Origin of the sequence: Catenibacterium sp. AM22-6LB (assembly GCF_003435615.1) — a bacterium.
Taxonomy (GTDB): Bacteria; Bacillota_I; Bacilli_A; order Erysipelotrichales; family Coprobacillaceae; genus Catenibacterium; species Catenibacterium mitsuoka_A.
On the sequence record NZ_QTUM01000041.1, the window covers coordinates 1 to 21782 of the forward strand.

General features: G+C 33.9%; 28 protein-coding genes. 3 read left to right on the forward strand and 25 right to left on the reverse strand.

Going from position 1 to position 21782, the window contains the following annotated elements:
• Positions 1-250: 250 nt before the first annotated feature.
• The gene (locus tag DW269_RS08880) at positions 251-706 is read left to right on the forward strand and encodes a transposase (protein WP_117459458.1); all 456 of its coding nucleotides are present in this window, start codon (positions 251-253) and stop codon (positions 704-706) included.
• A gap of 514 nt (positions 707-1220) precedes the next feature.
• On the forward strand, positions 1221-2384 hold the full coding sequence (locus DW269_RS08885) for an aminotransferase class I/II-fold pyridoxal phosphate-dependent enzyme (protein ID WP_117459437.1): 1164 nt from the start codon (positions 1221-1223) through the stop codon (positions 2382-2384).
• Positions 2385-2393: 9 nt separating this feature from the next.
• Here the strand turns inward: DW269_RS08885 and DW269_RS08890 are convergent, their stop codons facing one another.
• From DW269_RS08890 to DW269_RS08970, 17 genes are all read right to left on the reverse strand, one after another.
• Complete coding sequence (locus tag DW269_RS08890; protein ID WP_022425894.1) at positions 2394-2753, reverse strand: diacylglycerol kinase family protein; 360 nt, start codon at positions 2751-2753, stop codon at positions 2394-2396.
• A complete protein-coding gene (locus DW269_RS08895; RefSeq protein ID WP_117459438.1) occupies positions 2740-3009 on the reverse strand; it encodes an acylphosphatase in 270 nt (89 codons plus the stop codon). The genes DW269_RS08890 and DW269_RS08895 overlap by 14 nt, the downstream gene beginning before the upstream one ends.
• Positions 3006-3734 carry an RNA methyltransferase gene (locus tag DW269_RS08900; protein WP_117459439.1) on the reverse strand — a complete coding sequence of 243 codons (729 nt, stop codon included), beginning with the start codon at positions 3732-3734 and terminating at the stop codon, positions 3006-3008. The genes DW269_RS08895 and DW269_RS08900 overlap by 4 nt, the downstream gene beginning before the upstream one ends.
• Positions 3731-4399, reverse strand: a complete 669-nt coding sequence (locus DW269_RS08905; RefSeq protein WP_117459440.1) for a M48 family metallopeptidase — start codon at positions 4397-4399, stop codon at positions 3731-3733. The genes DW269_RS08900 and DW269_RS08905 overlap by 4 nt, the downstream gene beginning before the upstream one ends.
• Positions 4387-5088: a gamma-glutamyl-gamma-aminobutyrate hydrolase family protein gene (locus DW269_RS08910; RefSeq protein ID WP_117459441.1), complete on the reverse strand. Its 702-nt coding sequence runs from the start codon at positions 5086-5088 to the stop codon at positions 4387-4389. Before DW269_RS08910 ends, DW269_RS08905 begins: the two co-directional genes overlap by 13 nt.
• A 56-nt stretch (positions 5089-5144) precedes the next feature.
• Positions 5145-5990 (reverse strand): patatin family protein, encoded by an 846-nt coding sequence (locus DW269_RS08915; protein WP_117459442.1) that lies wholly within the window; start codon positions 5988-5990, stop codon positions 5145-5147.
• Between the two features lie 4 nt (positions 5991-5994).
• Positions 5995-6765 carry an ABC transporter ATP-binding protein gene (locus tag DW269_RS08920; protein ID WP_117459443.1) on the reverse strand — a complete coding sequence of 257 codons (771 nt, stop codon included), beginning with the start codon at positions 6763-6765 and terminating at the stop codon, positions 5995-5997.
• Positions 6762-8045 (reverse strand): hypothetical protein, encoded by a 1284-nt coding sequence (locus DW269_RS08925; protein ID WP_117459444.1) that lies wholly within the window; start codon positions 8043-8045, stop codon positions 6762-6764. The genes DW269_RS08920 and DW269_RS08925 overlap by 4 nt, the downstream gene beginning before the upstream one ends.
• A complete protein-coding gene (locus DW269_RS08930) occupies positions 8032-8457 on the reverse strand; it encodes a PTS sugar transporter subunit IIB (RefSeq protein WP_117459445.1) in 426 nt (141 codons plus the stop codon). Before DW269_RS08930 ends, DW269_RS08925 begins: the two co-directional genes overlap by 14 nt.
• A gap of 82 nt (positions 8458-8539) precedes the next feature.
• Entirely contained in the window at positions 8540-8899 is a 360-nt protein-coding gene (rplT, locus tag DW269_RS08935) for a 50S ribosomal protein L20 (protein WP_006505448.1), read from the reverse strand.
• A gap of 27 nt (positions 8900-8926) precedes the next feature.
• Positions 8927-9115: a 50S ribosomal protein L35 gene (rpmI, locus tag DW269_RS08940; protein WP_117459446.1), complete on the reverse strand. Its 189-nt coding sequence runs from the start codon at positions 9113-9115 to the stop codon at positions 8927-8929.
• 18 nt (positions 9116-9133) lie between these two features.
• Positions 9134-9685, reverse strand: coding sequence for a translation initiation factor IF-3 (infC, locus tag DW269_RS08945; RefSeq protein ID WP_006505446.1), 552 nt, complete (start codon positions 9683-9685; stop codon positions 9134-9136).
• A 209-nt stretch (positions 9686-9894) separates the two neighbouring features.
• Positions 9895-10725, reverse strand: a complete 831-nt coding sequence (locus tag DW269_RS08950; RefSeq protein WP_117459447.1) for an RluA family pseudouridine synthase — start codon at positions 10723-10725, stop codon at positions 9895-9897.
• Positions 10718-11806, reverse strand: a complete 1089-nt coding sequence (locus DW269_RS08955) for a glycerate kinase (RefSeq protein WP_117459448.1) — start codon at positions 11804-11806, stop codon at positions 10718-10720. The genes DW269_RS08950 and DW269_RS08955 overlap by 8 nt, the downstream gene beginning before the upstream one ends.
• 59 nt (positions 11807-11865) lie before the next feature.
• Complete coding sequence (locus DW269_RS08960) at positions 11866-12459, reverse strand: hypothetical protein (protein ID WP_233503284.1); 594 nt, start codon at positions 12457-12459, stop codon at positions 11866-11868.
• Positions 12460-12491: 32 nt separating this feature from the next.
• Entirely contained in the window at positions 12492-14081 is a 1590-nt protein-coding gene (locus tag DW269_RS08965) for a peptide chain release factor 3 (protein WP_006505441.1), read from the reverse strand.
• A 9-nt stretch (positions 14082-14090) separates the two neighbouring features.
• Positions 14091-15308, reverse strand: coding sequence for an aminopeptidase (locus tag DW269_RS08970; RefSeq protein ID WP_117459450.1), 1218 nt, complete (start codon positions 15306-15308; stop codon positions 14091-14093).
• Between the two features lie 238 nt (positions 15309-15546).
• Here DW269_RS08970 and DW269_RS08975 point away from each other — a divergent pair, with 238 nt between their 5' ends.
• Positions 15547-15750, forward strand: coding sequence for a cold shock domain-containing protein (locus DW269_RS08975; RefSeq protein WP_006505439.1), 204 nt, complete (start codon positions 15547-15549; stop codon positions 15748-15750).
• A 36-nt stretch (positions 15751-15786) separates the two neighbouring features.
• Here DW269_RS08975 and DW269_RS08980 read toward each other — a convergent pair whose 3' ends face one another.
• The 8 genes from DW269_RS08980 to DW269_RS09015 are packed head-to-tail and all read right to left on the reverse strand — an operon-like array spanning position 15787 to position 21597.
• Positions 15787-16815 (reverse strand): M42 family metallopeptidase, encoded by a 1029-nt coding sequence (locus DW269_RS08980; protein WP_117459451.1) that lies wholly within the window; start codon positions 16813-16815, stop codon positions 15787-15789.
• Between the two features lie 32 nt (positions 16816-16847).
• Positions 16848-17750: a hypothetical protein gene (locus DW269_RS08985; RefSeq protein WP_233502474.1), complete on the reverse strand. Its 903-nt coding sequence runs from the start codon at positions 17748-17750 to the stop codon at positions 16848-16850.
• Positions 17751-17770: 20 nt separating this feature from the next.
• Positions 17771-18226: a hypothetical protein gene (locus DW269_RS08990; RefSeq protein WP_117459452.1), complete on the reverse strand. Its 456-nt coding sequence runs from the start codon at positions 18224-18226 to the stop codon at positions 17771-17773.
• Positions 18227-18284: 58 nt separating this feature from the next.
• On the reverse strand, positions 18285-18563 hold the full coding sequence (locus tag DW269_RS13215; RefSeq protein WP_117459453.1) for a DUF3784 domain-containing protein: 279 nt from the start codon (positions 18561-18563) through the stop codon (positions 18285-18287).
• A gap of 40 nt (positions 18564-18603) precedes the next feature.
• The gene (locus tag DW269_RS09000; RefSeq protein WP_117459454.1) at positions 18604-19161 is read right to left on the reverse strand and encodes a Sir2 family NAD-dependent protein deacetylase; all 558 of its coding nucleotides are present in this window, start codon (positions 19159-19161) and stop codon (positions 18604-18606) included.
• Positions 19162-19193: 32 nt separating this feature from the next.
• Positions 19194-19808 carry an HAD family hydrolase gene (locus tag DW269_RS09005; protein ID WP_233502475.1) on the reverse strand — a complete coding sequence of 205 codons (615 nt, stop codon included), beginning with the start codon at positions 19806-19808 and terminating at the stop codon, positions 19194-19196.
• Positions 19809-19810: 2 nt separating this feature from the next.
• The gene (locus DW269_RS09010; RefSeq protein WP_117459456.1) at positions 19811-20326 is read right to left on the reverse strand and encodes a class I SAM-dependent methyltransferase; all 516 of its coding nucleotides are present in this window, start codon (positions 20324-20326) and stop codon (positions 19811-19813) included.
• A gap of 41 nt (positions 20327-20367) precedes the next feature.
• Positions 20368-21597, reverse strand: a complete 1230-nt coding sequence (locus tag DW269_RS09015; RefSeq protein ID WP_117459457.1) for a D-alanyl-D-alanine carboxypeptidase family protein — start codon at positions 21595-21597, stop codon at positions 20368-20370.
• Positions 21598-21782 lie beyond the last annotated feature (185 nt).

Sequence of the window (21782 nt, forward strand, 5' to 3'; positions counted from 1 at the left end):
ATAAAATAAAAAACTAGAATTATTACTTGAATAACTTCTAGTTCTATAATACGAAAGAGAAGACAGAAAGTTCCTGATAGGCCACACCTATGATGATTTCATCTCATATACTGACGATAATGACAACGTTAGTATCGTCGAGATGGATACCGTCTACAATGGACAAAGCGGTCCGTTCATGCAGACTTTTAAGTTCCTGTCTTACTCTTTCATGTTTATTATATACCATGAAGAGAAGACTGCAAAGGTTATGGTTGAAGGTATAGACCTTCTAGAATCGATATTAGGAAAAGAACTGTTCCTGAAAGAAGTAGAAGTAGTCAAGACGGATAGAGGTTCTGAATTCTCGGATGCAGAAGGACTGGAAAAAGATAATGATGGCAGCATGCGAACTCATGTCTTTTACTGTGATCCTATGGCATCACGCCAGAAAGGAAGTCTTGAAAACTACCACAAGGAGATACGTTACATATGCCCTAAAGGGACAAATCTCCAAGCGCTTGGTCTAGATTCACAGGAGAAGGCTAATCTCATAGTATCCCACATCAATTCCCAGCTAAAGGAGTACCTGAAGGGAAAATCTCCGCTGGAGATGATGGAGTTCCTTAATCCAGATTTATACAAGAGATTCATAGAATTTGGAATCAAGAAAATAGAAAATGATGATATTATTTTAAAACCATATTTATTAAAAGAAGATAACTAAAATCATTCGGAGAATGTATGAAACATGAGAGGCAGGCTGACAATAGCACATGAAAGTAAAGTGGAATTTAGTCTTACACTCGAAAAAATGAACGAAATTCCATAGCTTTATTGCGCCTTAAAATACCATGATTTATGACGTTAGAATCTCATTTCTAGTGTACGAATGATTAAGTTCCATTCCCAAAACAAAAAGAATATCAGAATTAATACCCGATATTCTTATGAAAATATAATCCTGAACGACTAAATTCCACATTATTTTCGTTTCTTTTTAAAGTGGAATTTAACTTTTCACTTTAGGTCATTATGAATTCACCATCAATTCTATGATTCATTTCTCTGCTTCCCATTCTGGCAAACGTAATATCCATTTCTGAAATCTAATCTATCGAACAAGCCGAAAGCAGGGAAATAGTAATTACACATACATTTCAAGAAGTTTTTTTATAAGTTGAAACTTTCATTTGTTTCATATTTGTATTATGATACTTGAAGAAAGGGCGTATATAAAAATGAAATTTTCAAAAAGAATGGATCTCTTCGGAGAAAGCATCTTCACTACACTTGCAAATATGCGTAGTGAAAGAAAAAAACAAGGACTAGAAGTCATTGATTTAAGTATCGGAGCACCTAATATTCCTCCAACTCAGGAAGTCATGGAAACAATCGCAAAGGAGGCAATGAAGCCAGAAAACTATCTTTATGCGATTAAGGATGCGGTTGATCTTCAAAATACTGTAAAAGAATGGTATGAAAGAAGATACGGTGTCACTATTGATCCCGAAACTGAAATGACATCATTACTTGGATCTCAGGATGGCTTAGCACATCTTGCTTTAACTTTGGTAAATGAAGATGATATTGTGCTTGTACAAGATCCATGTTATCCAATCTTTAGAGATGGACCACTACTCGCTGGGGCTAAAGTTGTTACTATGCCTTTATTAAAGGAAAATGATTATTTAATTGATTTTGACATGATTGATGAAAAGACTGCACAAGATGCAAAGTATATGATTGTGTCTTATCCAAATAATCCAACTTGTGGTGTTGCGAATGATGAATTCTATAAAAAACTTATTGTCTTTGCAAAGAAATACAACATCATGGTACTTCATGATAATGCCTATAGTGAATTATTGTTTGAAGGGCCTGGACACAGTTTCTTAGAATTTGAAGGTGCTAAGGATGTTGGTATTGAATTCAACTCATTAAGTAAGACATATGGTTTAGCAGGGGCACGTATTGGTTTTGCGATTGGTAATAAAGAAATCATCGGAAAATTAAAATCCTTAAAATCTAATCTTGATTACGGGATGTTCCTGCCTATTCAAAAAGGTGCTATTAAAGCATTAACACAGGATCAATCATGTGTAGAAAAAACAAGAAATGCTTATAAACATAGAAGAGACTTATTAGTCAATGGCTGTAAGTCTATTGGCTGGGATATCGATATGCCTAAGGGTACTATGTTTGTATGGGCAAAGATTCCTGATAAGTTTAAAGATTCTGAAACTTTTGTAAAGGAACTATTTGATAAAACAGGTGTTCTTGTGGTACCAGGTAATGCATTTGGTACTCAAGGTGAAGGTTATGTACGTATGGCTCTTGTACAAAGTGATGATACAATAGAACATGCATTAGACATGATGGATAAAAGTGGACTATTTAAATAGCCCACTTTTTTAGATGATATAAGGAATAAAAATCATCAAGCCAATGATAGCTGAAATGATTGCACTAATAAGCACAGCACCTGCTGCAGCGTCTTTAGAGAGCTTTGCAAGAGGATGAATATCCGGTGAGGCTAAGTCCACCACGGCTTCAATTGCTGTATTGACAAGTTCTAATGATAAAACAAGTGCAAATAGAATAAGACAGATCATCCATTCAATCTTCGTAATATGAAAATAGAAACCACATAAGATCACTGCACACATAAAAGAAAGATGTATTTTGATATTACGTTCCTTCTTTATTGTATGGATAATGCCTTCAAAGGCATGCTGAAAAGATTTTAAAAGAGATTGTCTAGTATGTAACATCAAATCTTCTCTCTCCTTTTTCTACAGGAATATCTTCCACTTCTATATTAGTGATATCTATCCATTGTTCATTTTTCATCTTATTGATAAAACGATTGATCTGTTCTATTTCTCCCTGTACTTCTGCTTCTACACGTCCATCAAAGAGATTTCTAACCCAGCCAGTAAGTCCTAACTGAGTCGCATTCATCTGTGCTCTAAAGCGAAATCCAACAGCTTGTACTCTTCCTGAAAAATAGATATGCTGTCTAATCATAGTGAACCCTCCTTAAAGGTATACATCACAATACCTGCCGCTACACCAACATTAAGTGATTCCATTGTATCAATAGGAATATAAAGAGAGGCATCAGACATCGCAATTGTTTCATCTCTCACACCATTTCCTTCATTCCCCATAATAAAAGCCATCTTATCTGTTGATTTAATATCATCAATAGAAGATGCATTATGTAAGCTTGTCGCAATGACACGTACACCTAACTTCTGTAATTCTGGAATAACATGACTCAATTCATCACGGACAATATCTAAATGAAAAACAGCCCCCTGAGTAGAACGCAATGCCTTATCATTGTATAAGTCTACACAATCAGGACTCATGACAATCTGTTTAAAGCCAAAAGCAAGTGCTGAACGAAGAATAGTTCCTAAGTTTCCTGGATCCTGTACACCATCTAAAATAAGAACACGATCATAGTGTTTTAAAATATTATCCTTCTTATGACATACAGCCATAATAGGCTGTGGTGTTTTAGTATAAGAGAGCTTTTCCATAACAGAATCAGACACAACAAGCACTTTATCCTGCCCTTCTAATGATTCATCTGTACTAATAACTAAATCACATAGTCCTGCTTTTTTTGCTTCTTCTACCATGTGGAATCCATCTACTAGAAAAAGTCCTTTTTCATCTCTTGTTTTCTTGTTCTTTAACTTCACAAGATCTTTAATTGTTTTATTATTCACTGATTGAATCATACATGCTTTTCCTCCAATATTTTCATACGTTTCTTATAATCAAACATTCTCTTTTTGACTTCTGCATAGAATCGAGGAGAATGATTTGGTTCAATAAAATGACATAACTCATGCACAATTACATAATCAATCAACTCTTTATCTAAATAAACTAAAGAGAAATTAAATGTCACAAGGTTTAATTGATCATAACAGCTTCCCCATCTTCCTTTATATTGTTTAACTTGTATACGTGGCATAGATCGATTAAATAAAGGAAGATATTCTGCCGTTCTCGTTTTTAAATATTCATAGAGTATCTGAGAAAGATATATACCTAACGCATTTTCTATATAAGAAGTATATACATAAATACTATCTCCATGAATTGCACATTGTTTCTTCTTAATATCTCTGACAACTATTTGATATTTCTTACCAAAGATATAGACATACCCACCATCTTTTAGATCAAAATAAGGAACATAGGAAGATAATCGTGCATATAAATCCTCTTCATTTTCATATATTAAATCACAAATGTACTTCTCGCTTGTACCAACAGGTGCACTCACCTCTAAATAATTATCTCTGATCTTCACTCTGATTGTTTTCATCTTCTTAAATGAAACAATACAGGGGTATATATGTCCTTTTAATTCAATATTCCATTTTACTCTTTGCATTTTCTTATAAACTCTTCAAATATTTTCTGACTTTCTTTCTCTGTACACATCAACTCAGGATGCCATTGTACACCCCATACAAACTTCTTATGAGGTGCATAACATGATTCGATTAAACCATCTTCACTTATAGCCATAGGTTGTAAATCATTTCCTAGTTCTTTGATTGCTTGATGATGACAACTATTGACCGGCAGAATAGTTTTATTAAGTAAGCTCTTTAATGGTGTATCCTCTATAAGAGTAACTGTATGCTGCTTATTGTCATAAGGTGGTTTCATTCTGTGAGTTATAGTACTTTGATATTCTGATGGTAAGTCCTGATACAATTTTCCACCACATAATACATTAAGTAACTGATGTCCTCTACATATTCCTAATATTGGTTTATTTAAAGCATATACTTCTTTAAATAACTGACTTTCTAATGTGTCTCTATAAGGTGTTAAATCTCCACAATTTTCTTTCTTTTCTTCATGATAATAAGTAGGATCTATATCTGGGCCGCCAGTAAAAAGAAAACCATCAAAGTTTTCTGATAATTGTTTAATATCTTCTATATTTTCAATAAAAGGTAACATCACAGAAATGCCTCCTGCATTCATAATACCTTTCATATATCCTGGACGCATCCAATAACTCTCTTTTTTCTCATCAAATAAAGGTAATATTCCGATAATAGGTTTCATATAAATCAACCTACAGAAACTATTATAAATAGTAAAAGAGTCTCTTTCAAGAGACTCTATTCATGACATATTGCCTTTATTTCTTCTAGATGTTCTAAAGCAAGCGCATAACCATAATCATAGATTCTTTGAATCTTATCTAAATCCTTTTCCATAGAATCAATGATGACTTCTTCTGTTGGTCTTAATACAAGTGCCTTGCCTTCTTTTTCTAGCTTGTCAATATAGTCTAATGTTTCATTATAGTTAATATGACGTGAAAGCAAAGCATCTTTAAGAAGTGGGTATTTACGAGACACAACCTGTGCTGCAAAACGAGTTGAAAAATTGAGTGTCTTCTTATACCCCTTTGGTCTAGTAAGAATAATCAAAAGCTTCTTATTACCATCTTCTATTGCTTTCTTTACAGGAATAGAATCCGCAATACCGCCATCAAAATATTCATTCTCACCTATCTTGATTGCAGGAAATACGATGGGAATAGCACATGTTGCCTTTAACACTGTACAATGACGATCTATTTTATGACCATCTATATATTCTGCTTTTCCTGTATTCGCATTTGTAACTCCTACAAGTACTTTTGTATGAGACTTATAAAATGTATCATAATCAAAAGGATTAAGTTCATTAGACATTGTTTCATAGGCAAACTTTAAACCAAATAAAGAATGATCCGTCTTATAGTTTCTAAGACCAATATAACGAGGATCATGACGATACGTTTTTAGTATCTCAAGATTTCTTCTAGGCTGTTTTGATACATAAGAAACACCATCAGTGATTCCTGCACTTACACCTATACAATAATCAAACATAATATCATGATCATTCAAACAATCCATAATACCACATGAAAAGATTGGTCTAAATGTACCACCTTCTAAAACAATTCCACTCATATACTTATTCCCCCTCAAATAAAGACATTGACTCTGCTGAGTTAACGTCTACTATTTTATGGAAATACTCCTTCTGTGTCAAATCACCCTTCACGACTTGCTTTGCAATGACACCATCTTTAATGTAAAGCAGTTTCTGAGAATAACTGGCAATCATTGGATCATGAGTCACCATAAGGATAGAAACACCATCTTGATCATTGAGTTCTTTGAATATTTCTAATATTTCATGTGATGTATGGGAATCCAGGTTACCTGTTGGTTCATCCGCTACAATAAGTTTAGGATGAGTGACAAGGGCACGACAGATGGCTGCACGCTGTCTTTGTCCTCCTGAACATTCATTAGGATACTTATGAAGTAATGAATCAATAGATAAACGTGACGCTGTTTCTTTAACTCTTGCTTCTATTTCTTCCTGTGGCAAATTTGCAAGAGAAAGAGGAACTGCAATATTTTCAAGAATAGTGAGAGAATCTAATAAGTTGAATTCCTGGAAGATGAATCCAAGGTTCTCATAGCGGAACTTACCTATTTCATTTTCACCCATACTTCTTACTTCAGTATCATTGATATAAACCTTCCCTTTTGTAGGAATATCAATTGTAGATAGATTATTAATAAAAGTTGATTTACCTGCACCACTTGGTCCCATGACACAGATGAATTCTCCTTCATTCATAGTCATAGAGACACCATGTAATGCTTCAAAGGTATGGCTTGTACCAATACCATATATTTTAGTTATATTTTTCGCAACTAGTATTTCACTCATAGTACTTCTCCGATTTCTGTATAAACATTCTTCTTATAAATATAATAAGTAATCACTGCAAGAATCATCTGTGGAATGATATCCACACCAAATAACATAATAATAAGCCCTAAAGTATCCGGTGTATGCATATAAACCTGAACCATGACAATTGCAAGATAAACAATAGGTATTAAAACAAGTAATGAATAGAAGAGAATAACTTCCTTCTTAATATAAGAAGCAATCTTCTTTCTTGTACATCCTATCTTATAAAGATTACTAAAGGCTTTCACTCTTTTCATAGTTTCTGCAGCATATTTATACATAATTGTGATAGATAATAAAATTGTCATTACAACGTAAGCAATAATAGCAGTCATATATTCTCTTGGTGAATTTTTCTGAGCAATGATCATAGCACTCATACAAACATTTGTGACAACATAAACAAGAATAAGAGCACCTGAATTAGTCAAAGAAGTAGATAAATGACTTAAAGAAACGAGGTCTAAAGTATGTCCTAAACGTTGACTCTTAATTTTTCTAAGTATTTCTGGAATTGTCTGCGATAATACATAAGCTGCCCCTATTCCACCTACAAAACAAGGGAATACAAATCCAGTTGGACTATAAGGAGTCGTAACTAATATAATAATCGCAAATATATAAATGAATGGTGGAAGATAAGAAGGTAATCTCTTATCCACTACCTTTTCATGAGATTCATGTAAGAGTGTCTGGATATCATGGCGGTAAACAAAGCCTGAATCTCCTAGAATAGTTACAAAGAAAAGAATCGCAATAGTCATAAGTGTATCTGTATAGGCACGCATAGGAATCATGAAGATAGACTTATGAATATGCATAGAGTGATACATGATTGAATTCACTCCTACTGCCCCTGCCATACCCATCAAATAACCAATAGGTAAAGCAATTAAAGAGATAATGATTTCCTGATAAAACAAGTAGAGTGTTGAATCAAAAAAACTACTGCCACTCATCGCAAGAATCGCAAATTCTTTTGTCTTATGTATACAAAAGAAAGAGTTGGCATAAACCATCATTAATCCACAAAACATTATAACAACAAATGCGATAATACTTGATAATGGAACACTGACCTGTGAAAAAGATCCACCACTTGCAGCTGCTGTTTGATCCATTAACGTATCATTATTAATAATATTAAAGAAGACAAATGATACAAAGACAGTAAAAAGAACAGTAATACCATAGGATATAGCTTGTTTCTTTTCACGCTTCAACATCTTACAAGCAAATTTAAATGTCCCCATGGTCTTTACCTCCATGTGTATGGCGATAAGAGTTAATACGTGTCACTCTTAAGATATTTTCTTCTCCAGGAAAATAAACTGGATTCTGTTTTGTTTGTTTGTAGATGTCTATTACTCCTTTCGCATCATCTACAATTTCAGTGAGTTTCATCAAACCATACATTCTAGGAGGAAGAACATATAAAGGTGTTCCTGTATCCTTGAAGTGTAGCTTAATATCCATAAGCAGATGTGGACAGCACATCACTACATCATATTGATCAATGACTTCGTGCATCAAGCTAAAGGGTGAGAAATCAATCTGTACTTGATTCTCTAAATGATTTTCTTTGATTTGTTTCTGCATACGTGTAGTGACATAGCTTGATGAGAAGCCACCCCCACAGCAGATCAATATTTTTAATAGATTCATGGTTTATATTATATAAAATTATTTCATAGCACACTATTAATTTTCTGAACATGAAAAAAAGTGCCATCTCTGGCACTTTAGATTACTTTGCTAACTGTTCTTTAGCTAAATCAGTTAAAGCCTTGAAACCTTCAGGATCAGCAATTGCGATTTCTGAAAGCATCTTTCTGTTAACGTTAACTTCTGCAAGTTTTAAACCGTGCATGAAAGTTGAATATGACATATCGTTCATTCTGCAAGCAGCGTTGATACGTGCAATCCAAAGCTTTCTCATTTCTCTCTTTAACTGTCTTCTATCTCTGTAAGCATACTTTAAAGAATGCATTACCTGTTCATGAGCTGTTTTATATAAAGCATGTTTGCTACCGAAGTAACCTTTAGCTAGCTTTAATGTCTTTTTTCTTCTGCGTCTAGTTGTAAATCCGCCTTTTACTCTTGCCATGTGTATATCCTCCTTAAAATTAACCTATTAGATACGAGACTTGATTCTCTTGTAATCTGATGGGTGTACTAATGCTGACTTAGCGAGATGCTTTTTCTGTTTATGTGTCTTATTATGTGATAAGTGAGATACGTATGCATGGCCTCTCTTTAATTTACCACTTGCTGTTTTCTTTAAGCGCTTCTTAAGACCGCTATGTGTTTTCATTTTTGGCATGATAAGTTTCCTCCTATTTTACTTTGCTTTTTTAGGTGCGAGCATTGCTGTCAATGTTCTTCCTTCTAGTTTAGCTGGCTTTTCAACGACGCAATATTCAGAACATTCCGCAATAAAATCGTCCATAATCTTCTGTCCAAGATCAACATGAGCCATCTGTCTTCCTCTGAAACGAATTGCTACTTTGACTTTATCGCCATCCTGTAACCATTTCAAAGTACGTTTAAGCTTCACGTTCTTATCGTGTACATCGATTGTTGGAGATAACTGCGTCTCCTTGATCGCAACAACTTTTGAATTCTTCTTCATTTCTTTTTGTTTCTTCTGCTGCTCGAAACGATACTTTCCGTAATCCATGATACGACATACCGCAGGCTTTGCCTTAGGAGCAACACAAACTAGATCAAGTCCTGCATCATAAGCACGATTCATTGCGTCTCTCTTGCTCATAACGCCTAACTGTTCTCCATTCTGATCAATAACCAATACTTCCTTAAAACGAATGTTTTCGTTAATTGGATCTTCCTTCTTTACTGGTTTTGTTCTATCATAACGTCTAATAAAAGCCACCTCCGCTTACTTCATATTAAATAAAAAGTGAGCGTACTAGCGCCCACTTATCGTTAGAGTTTAATCTAGTGACATTGGCCCATCGACTGTATCAATCGGGCGAGAAGTAGGCACTTCTTCTTTCCACTTTTTACTTGTTCATCTTACCTAATATACAGATGTTTGTCAACAACTTTTTTTAATTTATTTGTTTTTTTCCTTTTTTTCCTTTATCTTTTAGAAGGTTTAAACATCTGTGTAAAAGAAGAAGGAAGTGGCGCTTTAAAAGTCATTGTTTTATGTGTAAAAGGATGTGTGAATGCAAATTCATGTGCATGTAAACCTAATCTCTTTAAAGGATTTGTACGTGCACCATATTTCTTATCCCCAATAATAGGATGATTCAAAGAAGCCATATGAACACGAATCTGATTCTTACGCCCTGTATCTAAGAATACTTCCATCATTGTATAATCCTTAGATACTTCTAATGGCTTGTAATGCGTAATAGCCAATTGTCCTTCTTTCGCAATACGCATCTTTAACTGTTTATCTTCTACAAGATGATTCTTTATTGTGCCTGACTTACGACATTGTCCTTCTAATATTGCGACATAGCCTCTTGTCTTCACATATTTATTCCAGTTATGAGTTAATTCCTGGTAAAGTTTCTTATTCTTCACAAACATAAGTACACCAGAAGTATCCTGGTCTAAACGATGTACAAGATAACACTGCTGTCTCTTCTTGCGACAATATTCCATCACCATATAAAAAGCTGTCTGATATTTATTATTACGTGTCTCTTCACTCACTAGTCCAGAAGGCTTATTGATCACAATCATATCATCATCTTCATAAAGAAGTTCAAAAGGAAGATTTGTCTTCTTACCAACTTCTACTTCATCTCCTGGATGTAATTCAAAGGCATGATAAGTCTGTACTTCACCATTCACCTGTACTGATTTATATTTCAATAAACTCTTACAATCATTTCTCTTCTTACGAGTATGCTCTACAAGAGATTCTAATAGTAATTCATCTTTTGTAACTTTATACATTCTTTTCCTCCAGATAACGTCTCACTTCTTCTTCTAAATACTGTGGACCTTTTTCTAATAATATAGAAAGAGGTTCATCCGTATGATTAATACAGCGTACATCCTCAAATCCTGCTTCAAGTAATATTTCTTTATCTTCACACTTTCCACAAAATGCGACAACAGGTTTATTGTATTTCTGTGCTAAGCGCAAGACACCTATTGGCGTCTTGCCATATAAAGTCTGATGATCCATTTTTCCTTCACCTGTAAAAATAATATCCGCTTTCTGGATTGCTTCCTCTAGGCGAACTGTACGACTGACTGCATCAAATCCAGTCACTAGTTTACCATTTAGTCCTGTAACAATCGCATAGCCCATACCTCCTGCTGCTCCTGCACCAGGTACACATGAATCATCCTTATCAACTAATTCACTCATTATTTTCGCATAATGCTTCATTGCCTGATCTGTCTTTTCTAAATCTTTCACCTTCTTTTGAGGGCCAAAAACATAAGTAGCCCCTTCTTTTCCACATAATGGATTAGTGACATCACATGCCCCTTCTACTTCTATATTTGATAAGTCAAGACGTGTTTTCTTAATATGATCAAGTGTTTCGAGTCCTCTCGCATTCATTGGAATACGCTGATCAAACTGATCAAAGAAACCATAACCCATACCACTTAATAGACCTATACCTCCATCATTACAGGCTGATCCACCCAAAGTCAAAAGGAAACGTTTGACGCCATGATCATAGGCATATTTCATCATTTCTCCTACACCATAAGATGTTGCTTCTGTTCCGTTCTTTTCTTCTTCAGTCAGGTAATCAAGTCCACATGCCTGTGCACTTTCTATAATAGCCAAATCATCCATAATAGCGAGTTTTGCATGAACTGTCTTAAATAGCGGTCCCGCTACCTCTATTTCATGAATATCACCATGTAAATAATGATTCATGACTTCCATTGTCCCTTCACCACCATCAGCTAAAGGACAAACATGTACATTATTATAAGCTCTCTGTACTGCTTCTCCTGCAGCATATGCAGTCATACTTTCTTTAAAAGAATCAAATGCAGCAAGTATTTTCATCACTTATCACTCCCTGTATGTATTCTAACACAAAAAAGTTCATGGTCACCCATGAACTTTTAAGATTTTCTTTTTAATAAATAAGTATTTTTCTTATAAACAATAACATAAAGAATAATTGATAACACAACTGCAGAAAGTGCATCAATAATTCCATGCTGCTTGATTAAGAAAGTAGAGATAATAATCCCTATCGTAAGAATTGTAGTTCCCTTCTTCATAATACTCGTTGCATGCTTTGATTTACTAAAAGCCATGCACATACCAATAGAATTAAAGATATGAATACTAGGCAATACATTGGTTGGTGTATCAATCTTATAAAGCAAATCAACAAGTATTAACGCAATATTACTATGACCTAATTGTTTTGGTCTAATATCTAAACCATTAGGATAGATGACTGATACTACTATAAAGATTGTCATACCGGTAAATAGGAATGTAATCATCTGCAAGTATTCTTTCTTATCTTTAAAGAAGAAATACCAGAAAGAGAAGAAGATATACCCAAACCAACTGATATAAAAGAATACAAACCACTCATTAAATGGAATCATATGATCTATTGGTGTAGAGATCATATGATATTGCGTCACTGGCATAAAATGTTCAATAAAGAAGAAACATACTAGATAAACTACAAAGTACAAAAGCGTCCACCAATAACGCCAATTCTTTTTCATTAGTTTTTAGAGAATTCTGATAAAATTAATTCCTTGTTCTTATCAGTCGCCCAGTTGATTCCCCACTGATTAGAGAAGAGCAATAAATACTTTCCTCTTAAATCCTGAACTCTCTTTGTATCTGAAGATAAATTCAAGCTATATAGATCAATTTCTTCATTATCAATCCATCTGATGAACTGATATCCAAGAGGTTCTCTCTTGATATTTACGTTATATTCATTCTTTAAACGATATTCAAGTACTTCAAACTGAAGGACACCTACTACACCTACGATGATTTCTTCCATCGAACCACCAATTTCAGTGAAGATCTGAATAGCCCCTTCCTGAGCAATCTGTTCTACACCCTTAACGAACTGTTTACGTTTCATTGTATCTGTATTACGGATACGTGCGAAATGTTCAGGAGCGAATGTAGGAATACCTTCAAACTTGAATTTATGCTTAGGTGTACAGATTGTATCACCAATAGAGAAAATACCCGGATCAAAGACACCGATGATATCTCCAGAATAAGCTTCCTGGATTTCTTCACGGTCATCAGCCATTAACTGTTTAGACTGACTTAATTTAATCTTCTTATTTCCCTGCATATGGAATACTTCCATACCCTTAGTGTATTTACCAGAAGTAATACGCATGAATGCCATTCTATCTCTATGTGCTTTATTCATATTTGCCTGAATCTTGAATACAAATGCACTGAAGTCTTCATTGAATGGATCAATTGGTCCATCGTCACTCTGTTTTGGCTGAGGAGGCATAGAGTAATCTAAGAAATGATGTAAGAATGGTTCTACACCGAAGTTAGTTAAGGCACTACCAAAACATACTGGTGATAATTCTCCACGATGTACTCTTTCTAGATCAAATTCTGCACCTGCACCATCTAGTAATTCCACATCATCCTGAAGAGTCGCATAATAATCTTCACCAATTTCTTTAATTAATTCAGGATCATCATAATCAGTAATGATTTCCTGTACTTCCTTCTTACCACCCTGTACTGGTACGAAACGAATCACTTTCTTAGATTCTCTTTCATAAACGCCTTTGAACTGTTTACCACATCCAATAGGCCAGTTAACAGGACATGTATCCATACCTAATTCCTGTTCAATTTCTTCCATTAATTCATAAGGGTCTTTGGCTTCTCTATCCATCTTGTTGATGAAAGTAAAGATAGGAATATGTCTCATTGCACAAACCTTGAATAACTTACGTGTCTGTGCTTCGACACCCTTAGATGCATCAATAACCATGACCGCTGAGTCAGCTGCCATTAATGTACGATATGTATCTTCTGAGAAGTCCTGATGGCCTGGAGTATCTAGGATATTGATACAGAACCCATCATAGTTGAATTGTAATACTGAAGATGTAACAGAGATTCCTCTCTGTTTTTCAATTTCCATCCAGTCACTGACTGCATGACGCATATTCTGCTTACCCTTAACCATACCGGCTTCCTGAATAGCTCCACCATATAATAAGAACTTTTCTGTTAATGTTGTTTTACCAGCATCCGGGTGAGAAATAATCGCAAACGTACGACGTTTACTTACTTTATCTACAAATTCTGACATATAGCCTCCTTAAATTACGAATTGACCATTCTTGAAGATCTGTACTGTTTTTCCATCTTGAGTCACAGCTTCAATATCAAGGTCTTTTGTTCCAATCATAAAATCAACATGTGTGAATGAATCATTGACACCATGTTTATATAGTTCTTCTTTAGTCATCTCATAACCGCCCTTAATACATTCATTAAAACCTTTACCAAGAGCAAGATGACATGCTGCATTCTCATCAAATAATGTGTTATAGAATAATAGCCCCATTTCTGATATAGGAGAATCAACAGGCACAAGTGCCGCTTCACCTAAATAATGAGCCCCATCATCAGTATCAATGATGCTTGCAAGTACATCTTTACCAGTCTTAGCATCAAAGTCCACAACACGACCTTCATGGAATTGAATATAAAAATCATTAACGAGTGAACCACCATGGTTAAGTGGTAATGAAGAATAAACAACACCTTCTGTTTTACGATAGTCTGGAGAAGTAAAGATTTCTTCTGTAGGCATATTAGGAAATGAATAAACTCCATCAGTTGTAAAGCTTCCTCCACCTGCAAATAAATAGTCTTTATTCATATATACTTTTAAATCAGTTCCTAGACTATTTGTATAATGTAGGTAATCAATAGACATCTCATTGAGTGTCTTCACACGTTCTTCAAAAGATGCACGATGCATTTCCCAGGCATTTAAAGGATCTTTTGTATCTACATAACATACATGATAGATGGCTTTCCATAAGGCTTCTGTTGCCTCCTGATTATTCATATCAGGAAATACCTTATTTGCCCACTTAAGAGAAGGTGCACCTACAATACACCAGCGGTCAATACCTAGATCTAAATGATCATAGAATGTCTTAGCCTGTTCATGCATAGCTTTACTGTAAGCAGCCATCTTTAAAGGATCAATACCTTTAAAACCATCAGGATTTTCTGATGTAATAGTAACTACAGCAGCATGTTCTAATGCATGCTTATTACGTAGTTCAACTAAATAATCAGGAACCTTCTTGAAATAATCTACATCATTATGTTCATATCTGAGTCTTGTAATATCCTCATCTACATAATGTGCAATTACATCTAGAGCCCCAACTTTATAAGCTTCTTTGGCGATAGCTTTCACTAAAGAGGCACATTCAACATCCGCAGTAACTACAAGTTTCTGGCCTTTTTGAAGATTTACGCCCTTTTTCACTATCAATTCAGCATATTCATTAATCATATCAATACACCCCATCTCCATTATTCTAAGAATTTTATAATCTTTGTCAACAAAAAAAGCATAACATATTACGTGTTGAATTTCCATTTTTCTTGTTATTATTTTACACATGTGATATGATATGTATAGCAGTTACACAGGACATTTTGTATTGGTTTTTTATCAGTAGTACACTATCGATTGCAAAAGCCTATAATAAAGTTGCTTGATGTATTGCAATTTACAGGAGGTATGTCAGATGACAGGTAAAGTAAAATGGTTTAAGGCTGAAAAAGGTTATGGATTCATTACAGTAGAAGGACAGAGCAAAGATATTTTCGTTCATTTCTCTGCAATCAACGCTGATGGATACAAGACTCTAGAAGAAGGCCAGACTGTTGAATTTGACGTTGTTGAAGGCGATCGTGGACCACAGGCAGCTAACGTTACAGTAGTTGAATAATCATCATAAAAGGAAAAAGGCTGATGCAATGAAGCATCAGTCTTTTTTTGTCATATAAGCAATTAATAGTTTCATTGTGTTCTCTACTGCATCCACATGTGAACGTTCCATACCATGACTTGCAGCTACACCTGGGCCTATTAGTGCACCTCTAATATCCTGACCACCTCTTAAAGATGCAGAGACATCAGAACTGTAGAATGGATAAATATCAACCGCATAAGATAATTCATTTTCTTTCGCAAGATTAATAAGTGTTGTTGTCATCTGGTAATCATAAGGACCACTTGAATCCTTTGCACAAATAGAAACATCTCTTTCAGTGCAGCTTAAGTCTTTACCAATACATCCCATATCCACCGCAATAACTTCTTCAATTTCTTCTGGGATATAAGCACATCCATGTCCTACTTCTTCATAAGTAGAAATCAAGAAATACCAAGTATCACGAGGAATAATAAATTCTTCCTTCATTGTCTTTAACAAGCCATATAGAATAGCTACGCTTAGTTTATCATCTAAAAACCTAGATTTAATAAAGCCACTTGGTGTAATTGTAGTTTTAGGATCAATACAGATATAATCTCCTGGCATGATACCTAATTCTTCTACTTCCTTCTTAGATGACACACATTCATCAATACGTACATGCATTGTCATATCAGTTCTAGGGGCATTCTTAGAATCATCATAGACATGTGCACTTGGAGAATTAGAAAGGATAGTACCTGCATAAGTTCTGCCATTTCTAGTTACTATTTTACAATATTCACCATCTAATGTAGGAACAATAGGGCCTCCTACTAAAGTGAATGCAAGTGTACCATCTTCCTTAATACTTCTGACCATTAAGCCTAAAGTATCAACATGAGCACATAATGCCTTTGTATGATGTTTCATACCAGGCACCTTAACAATTAAGTTACCTTTATTGGTATGCATTGTTTCATAACCTAAGGCTTTGACTTCCTTTTCATAAAAATCAATGACTGCTTTTGTATATCCTGTAGGGGAATCAATTAAAAGCAGTTCTTTCGCAAATTCCATTACTTTTAATGCGTTCATATGAAACCTCTCTTTCAAACTTATTATAACATCTAAAAGAGATCAAGCATATTATCAAGATAGATTTCTTCTCTCACATGAATTGAATATTCTGGCTTCACCATATAATATAACAGAAACTCTAATACAAGAGCACTGCCTAGACTTCTGCCTTCTATCTTAAACTGTGTAAAGCCTAGTGGTCTATAAATAGACTGTATATCCTCAATACTAATAAATGAAGGATTATGCATAGCATGAGAGAAACGATAGCCTTGCTTTGCATTTGGTGCTTTACAAATATGATCAGGGATATCTTTACCCAAATTCTGCAAACTCACCGTTTCATAACATTTCTTTCTATCCTGACATCCTACATAACAGCATTCATTACATAAGAATTCTACTTTATCCTTCTGTTTGATTGTAGATAATAATTTAAATTTCTTATTTAAGCGGAAATCAGGCACAACATAGCGGAACTCTTCTCTTTCGCATTCTTCTTTAAACTCATTAAAGTCGGTGATGACTTTAGTGGTTGAAGAGACAAAATAAAGATGTGGATATTTCTCCATCAAATAGTGTAATAAGAGATCAGAGTGTACAATCACACCATTGTTGCCTGCCTCATTAAATAGCCTACATAATGTATTACATTTAGGATCTAAGAGATGTTCTTCTTCTAGCATAGAGTTACTAAAAGTAAGTCTTGCAGAAACATGATATGTCTTCATGAGATCTAATACCTCACGAGGATTATCTTCTCCTTCTCCTAATCTTCCTCCACCCCATAAACAGTCCATTGGAGCACCATAAATAGAACCTATTTCACACCAGTCATAAAAGTATTCTCTATGGTTATAAAAAAGAGGAAGGAACTTCTTATATAATTCATAGAATTCAAATAATCCTGGTAAATGAAAATAAGCTTTTTCCTTTTTTGACAATTCAATCACATCTTCCTATATTTTATTTTTTAAATGTTATCTAAAAATTTATGAGCCCCTTGTAAAAATAATTCATATCTTTTTTGTGTTACCTCATTATCTTCTTCATTCCAGACTTCAAAGATGTATTCTTTATTATTTTGAATTATAGAGCATAATTGCTTTGCAGTATAATATTCATCATTTAAGTTATATAGTTTTATAATTCGTTTATCTAAAGTTTTATTATAAACATCTTTACTAATATATCCTTGTATATTCGTTAATAGATCAACACATTGTTCATGGTACTTTTTACAAGGTTTACAAATGTCATCTCCATCAATCGTTAATTTTAAATCAATAGATGGGTTTTCAATAATTTCATTAGCAACCTTATAAAAATCATGTCCCATTTTTTCATCAGGAACAAATCTATCTATCCCCGATCCATATAATTTAATAATATCAATAAAATGGTGTGGTTTAATTAAAATTGAGTCCATTAATTAATCAATCTTCCTTTCATTAATTCTTCCAATATTTTTATAGCGATTGCTTCACTTATTTTTGGAAACAACATTGCTCAATACAGCTCCTACAATTAGTAGGATAACACCTAAAATCATTTATACTAATAATAGAATACGCGCCTAATATTAAAATGATAGCAGTTATATCAAGTGTTATTGCTAACGTCCTGCATAATCTCATCTTATTTATTTTTTTATCAGCTTGGCTTAAATCATTATATCCAGCAATCATATTTGAACCTTTTCCAAAATATAAAGGAATAGAAATAACTATAAATAAAATCGCACATAATAATAACGGTATTCGCATATCAATAATTACTCCATTTCTTTTATTCTATATTAAATAGTTAATTATTATTTAATAATTCTTCTAATATTTTTCTAACATTATGAGCTGCATCTTCTTGTATCTCAATAATACGAGCCCCTCTAGACTTGGCTACTTCTCTTAAATCTACTGATATACCAGTATGGAATGAACATCCTACTACTAAAAATACATCTCCTGGTTGTAATGTATAAACCATTTCATAAGCTAATTGATAATTTGGTGCAGGATCACCATAAAGAACTGGCTTATTGTATAAAGAATAAGCAATATCCATTTCATCATCTTCAGGAAGACCACCATGTAGTTCTAATGCATCACTACCTGCAAGTCTATGTAAGCCATCAATATTCATTGTGATAATAGGAATATGATACTCTGCCAAGGCATAATGTGCATCATTTGGTTTTGCACCATTCATATTTGCTTTTAATTGTCTAATAACTTCATTGTATTCTTCATGATGTCTTTGTGCATAGCTTCTAAATAGCTTTTCTCTAACATCTGGTCTTTCCATAAATGTAGGAATATTACTCTGTTTAGATATTCCTGCACCTGTAAATGCGATTATCTTCATAAGAATCATCTCCTTGTGGCTTATTATAACACTTATAAGAGCCTTAATAAATCTTCTACCTTCTCTAGTATATAATTAGAATCACTCATATTCTTGCTTTCTACACTACCCCATTTCGCAAACGCAAAATCAATGCCTGCATTTCTTGAAGCAAGAAGATCTGAATAAGCATCTCCAATATAAATAACATCTTCCTTATTTAACCCTAAACGTTCCATACACAATAATAATGGTTCAGGATCAGGTTTATGTTTTGAAGTATCATCTTCTAATACAACAACTTCCATATAATTATCTAGTCCTAAAGAAACAACATCAATATCATACTGCTTCTTATTCTTAGAAGAGACAACGCTAAATCTTAACTTTTCATGCAATGTCTTTAAGACGTCATCCATTCCTTCATAAGGACTTGCTTTATATTCATTGACATATTGTACCCATCTTGCATATACTTCTTCAGGATTCTTAACTTCTAGTTCTTCCATAACTTTCATGCCTGGATAAGAAGCAAAATGATATACTTCTTCTAAAGTCCATTCTTCCCCTTTTTCTTCCTGGATAATCTTCTGTAATGGAATCATATTCATATCAAGAGTATTGACTAAAGTATTATCAATATCAAAAATAAGTGCTTTATATTTCATTATTATTTCCTCTCTATTTCTATTACATAAGGTGCATTCTTTTTATTCATCATCTTAAAACTCGATACATTAAATGTATGTGTATCTAATCGAGATACGTAATGATCAATCCACAAAGCTTCTTCTTTACCCTGAGGATGTCCAATATAACAAGTTATAAAAATGACCTTCTTCATATGTTCAACCGCCTTAATAAGAGTTCTTTGAGTAATATCAAGTGTTGTTGTGATGTTATGATCACCTTCAGGCAAATAGCCTAGATTAAAAATACCAATATCAAATGTATCAACATAATGATCAAAATTCTCATGAGAATCACATATTAAATGTGCTTTGTCTCCTACTAATTCTCTTGTATGTATTAATGCTTCTTCTTGTATATCAAAACTATAGACTTCCTTACAGCACTCAATTAAACTCTTTGTATCATGACCATTACCCATTGTGAAATCTACACCTATTTCTAAATTATCATATGTATGCATACGTTCATGCACATACTCTACCATACTTAACATGTTTTTCCTCCTTTAAAAAAATCCGGCAAATGCCGGATTCATTATGATTTTAATGCAGGAAGGTCTCCTGTATAAAGACAATATTCTTCTAATGTCCAGTTATTTTCATACATGATCTTAGCAGCTTTTTTACCTACATAACGGAAATGCCAAGGTTCCTGCGTAATACCTGTAATATTAGAAGTACCATCCGCAAAACGTAATACAAAGCCATATTTATGAGCATTTTTACATACCCACTTATATTCTGATGTATCACCAAATACAAGTCTCTTACCTTCATCGACACTTTCAGAACTCATATCGATACCAAGTCCTGTCTGGTGTTCACTCGCACCAGGTAATGCAACGTGCTGAATTGCGTAAAGCTCTCCCCACTTCTGTTTATATTCCTTATAGATTTTACTCTGTTCATCATAAGAACGATAACCACTATTGATCATGATATAGTAGCCTTCCTTTTCACCTGCTTTACGCATAGCAAGGAATGCCTTATAAGCATCTTTTCTTAATTTTGGATGATCACATTTCTTAGTGATATATTTCTTATCAGGTGTCACTAGATCAGATGGTTTATAACTAGAAGGAAGGTATAAACCTTTCTTTACAAGAGTTGTATAACGTGCTGGATCAGTAATAGTATGTCTAGTCGCTTCTTTAGTAGAATCTCCAATAAATGGATAAGAAGTACTTAATACAGCATAGTTATAATTCTTACTTGATTTATAAGCTTCTTCATATTTATCCATATCCTTGAACTTAAATCCAGATACAGCCATATAATTCTTCATTGTGTTATAGCTATAACCTTTTTCTAGGATATAATCTAAATCATCACTATCAGCTGTCTTTAAGATCGTCCAGATCTGTTTTTCAGTATAACCATTCTTCTTTAAAGAAGGAATCTGATCATCTAACATTGGTGATAATGTATCTACTACATCAGCAGCTTTCATCTTCTTATGAAGTGACTGATACTTTTCAAAATCAGCATAATACTTAACATCCTTAGAATGTTTTAACCATGAATCAATATGATCTAAATAATCATCATCAATCACAATCTTCACTTTATCACTTGTTAGCTTTAATACAGCAGACTGCTGAGACCATGAATAGCCTTTCATTGCAAGTCTAATACGTGAAAAGTTAAATGTGATTACTAATACAAGTACTACAACAACAGGAATAACAACCTTTAAGACATTATCCCATCTTATTCTTCTACGACGACTGTAAGGAGAATAATTATAATTTCTCTTTCTTCTCATATTTTTTTTACCTCTTTCTTTATCACGAATAATAGTACCAAACAGGACATTGTTTGTCCACACTCCACCCTTATTATCTCACATTTTCACATAATTTACATATTACTGTTTAATTAATCGAACACAATGTCAACCGAAATTGATAATGTCTCAAAAATAATCAAACATTAGCACCACAGCGGTGC

What these genes read in the sequence shown, in the direction of transcription:
- DW269_RS08880 (WP_117459458.1), top strand. Translation starts at nt 251, where the DNA reads ATGGTTGAAGGTATAGACCTTCTAGAATCGATATTAGGAAAAGAACTG.
- DW269_RS08885 (WP_117459437.1), top strand. Translation starts at nt 1,221, where the DNA reads ATGAAATTTTCAAAAAGAATGGATCTCTTCGGAGAAAGCATCTTCACT.
- DW269_RS08890 (WP_022425894.1), bottom strand. Translation starts at nt 2,753, where the DNA reads ATGTTACATACTAGACAATCTCTTTTAAAATCTTTTCAGCATGCCTTT.
- DW269_RS08895 (WP_117459438.1), bottom strand. Translation starts at nt 3,009, where the DNA reads ATGATTAGACAGCATATCTATTTTTCAGGAAGAGTACAAGCTGTTGGA.
- DW269_RS08900 (WP_117459439.1), bottom strand. Translation starts at nt 3,734, where the DNA reads ATGATTCAATCAGTGAATAATAAAACAATTAAAGATCTTGTGAAGTTA.
- DW269_RS08905 (WP_117459440.1), bottom strand. Translation starts at nt 4,399, where the DNA reads ATGCAAAGAGTAAAATGGAATATTGAATTAAAAGGACATATATACCCC.
- DW269_RS08910 (WP_117459441.1), bottom strand. Translation starts at nt 5,088, where the DNA reads ATGAAACCTATTATCGGAATATTACCTTTATTTGATGAGAAAAAAGAG.
- DW269_RS08915 (WP_117459442.1), bottom strand. Translation starts at nt 5,990, where the DNA reads ATGAGTGGAATTGTTTTAGAAGGTGGTACATTTAGACCAATCTTTTCA.
- DW269_RS08920 (WP_117459443.1), bottom strand. Translation starts at nt 6,765, where the DNA reads ATGAGTGAAATACTAGTTGCGAAAAATATAACTAAAATATATGGTATT.
- DW269_RS08925 (WP_117459444.1), bottom strand. Translation starts at nt 8,045, where the DNA reads ATGGGGACATTTAAATTTGCTTGTAAGATGTTGAAGCGTGAAAAGAAA.
- DW269_RS08930 (WP_117459445.1), bottom strand. Translation starts at nt 8,457, where the DNA reads ATGAATCTATTAAAAATATTGATCTGCTGTGGGGGTGGCTTCTCATCA.
- rplT (WP_006505448.1), bottom strand. Translation starts at nt 8,899, where the DNA reads ATGGCAAGAGTAAAAGGCGGATTTACAACTAGACGCAGAAGAAAAAAG.
- rpmI (WP_117459446.1), bottom strand. Translation starts at nt 9,115, where the DNA reads ATGCCAAAAATGAAAACACATAGCGGTCTTAAGAAGCGCTTAAAGAAA.
- DW269_RS08950 (WP_117459447.1), bottom strand. Translation starts at nt 10,725, where the DNA reads ATGTATAAAGTTACAAAAGATGAATTACTATTAGAATCTCTTGTAGAG.
- DW269_RS08955 (WP_117459448.1), bottom strand. Translation starts at nt 11,806, where the DNA reads ATGAAAATACTTGCTGCATTTGATTCTTTTAAAGAAAGTATGACTGCA.
- DW269_RS08965 (WP_006505441.1), bottom strand. Translation starts at nt 14,081, where the DNA reads ATGTCAGAATTTGTAGATAAAGTAAGTAAACGTCGTACGTTTGCGATT.
- DW269_RS08970 (WP_117459450.1), bottom strand. Translation starts at nt 15,308, where the DNA reads ATGATTAATGAATATGCTGAATTGATAGTGAAAAAGGGCGTAAATCTT.
- DW269_RS08975 (WP_006505439.1), top strand. Translation starts at nt 15,547, where the DNA reads ATGACAGGTAAAGTAAAATGGTTTAAGGCTGAAAAAGGTTATGGATTC.
- DW269_RS08980 (WP_117459451.1), bottom strand. Translation starts at nt 16,815, where the DNA reads ATGAACGCATTAAAAGTAATGGAATTTGCGAAAGAACTGCTTTTAATT.
- DW269_RS08990 (WP_117459452.1), bottom strand. Translation starts at nt 18,226, where the DNA reads ATGGACTCAATTTTAATTAAACCACACCATTTTATTGATATTATTAAA.
- DW269_RS13215 (WP_117459453.1), bottom strand. Translation starts at nt 18,563, where the DNA reads ATGCGAATACCGTTATTATTATGTGCGATTTTATTTATAGTTATTTCT.
- DW269_RS09000 (WP_117459454.1), bottom strand. Translation starts at nt 19,161, where the DNA reads ATGAAGATAATCGCATTTACAGGTGCAGGAATATCTAAACAGAGTAAT.
- DW269_RS09005 (WP_233502475.1), bottom strand. Translation starts at nt 19,808, where the DNA reads ATGAAATATAAAGCACTTATTTTTGATATTGATAATACTTTAGTCAAT.
- DW269_RS09010 (WP_117459456.1), bottom strand. Translation starts at nt 20,326, where the DNA reads ATGTTAAGTATGGTAGAGTATGTGCATGAACGTATGCATACATATGAT.
- DW269_RS09015 (WP_117459457.1), bottom strand. Translation starts at nt 21,597, where the DNA reads ATGAGAAGAAAGAGAAATTATAATTATTCTCCTTACAGTCGTCGTAGA.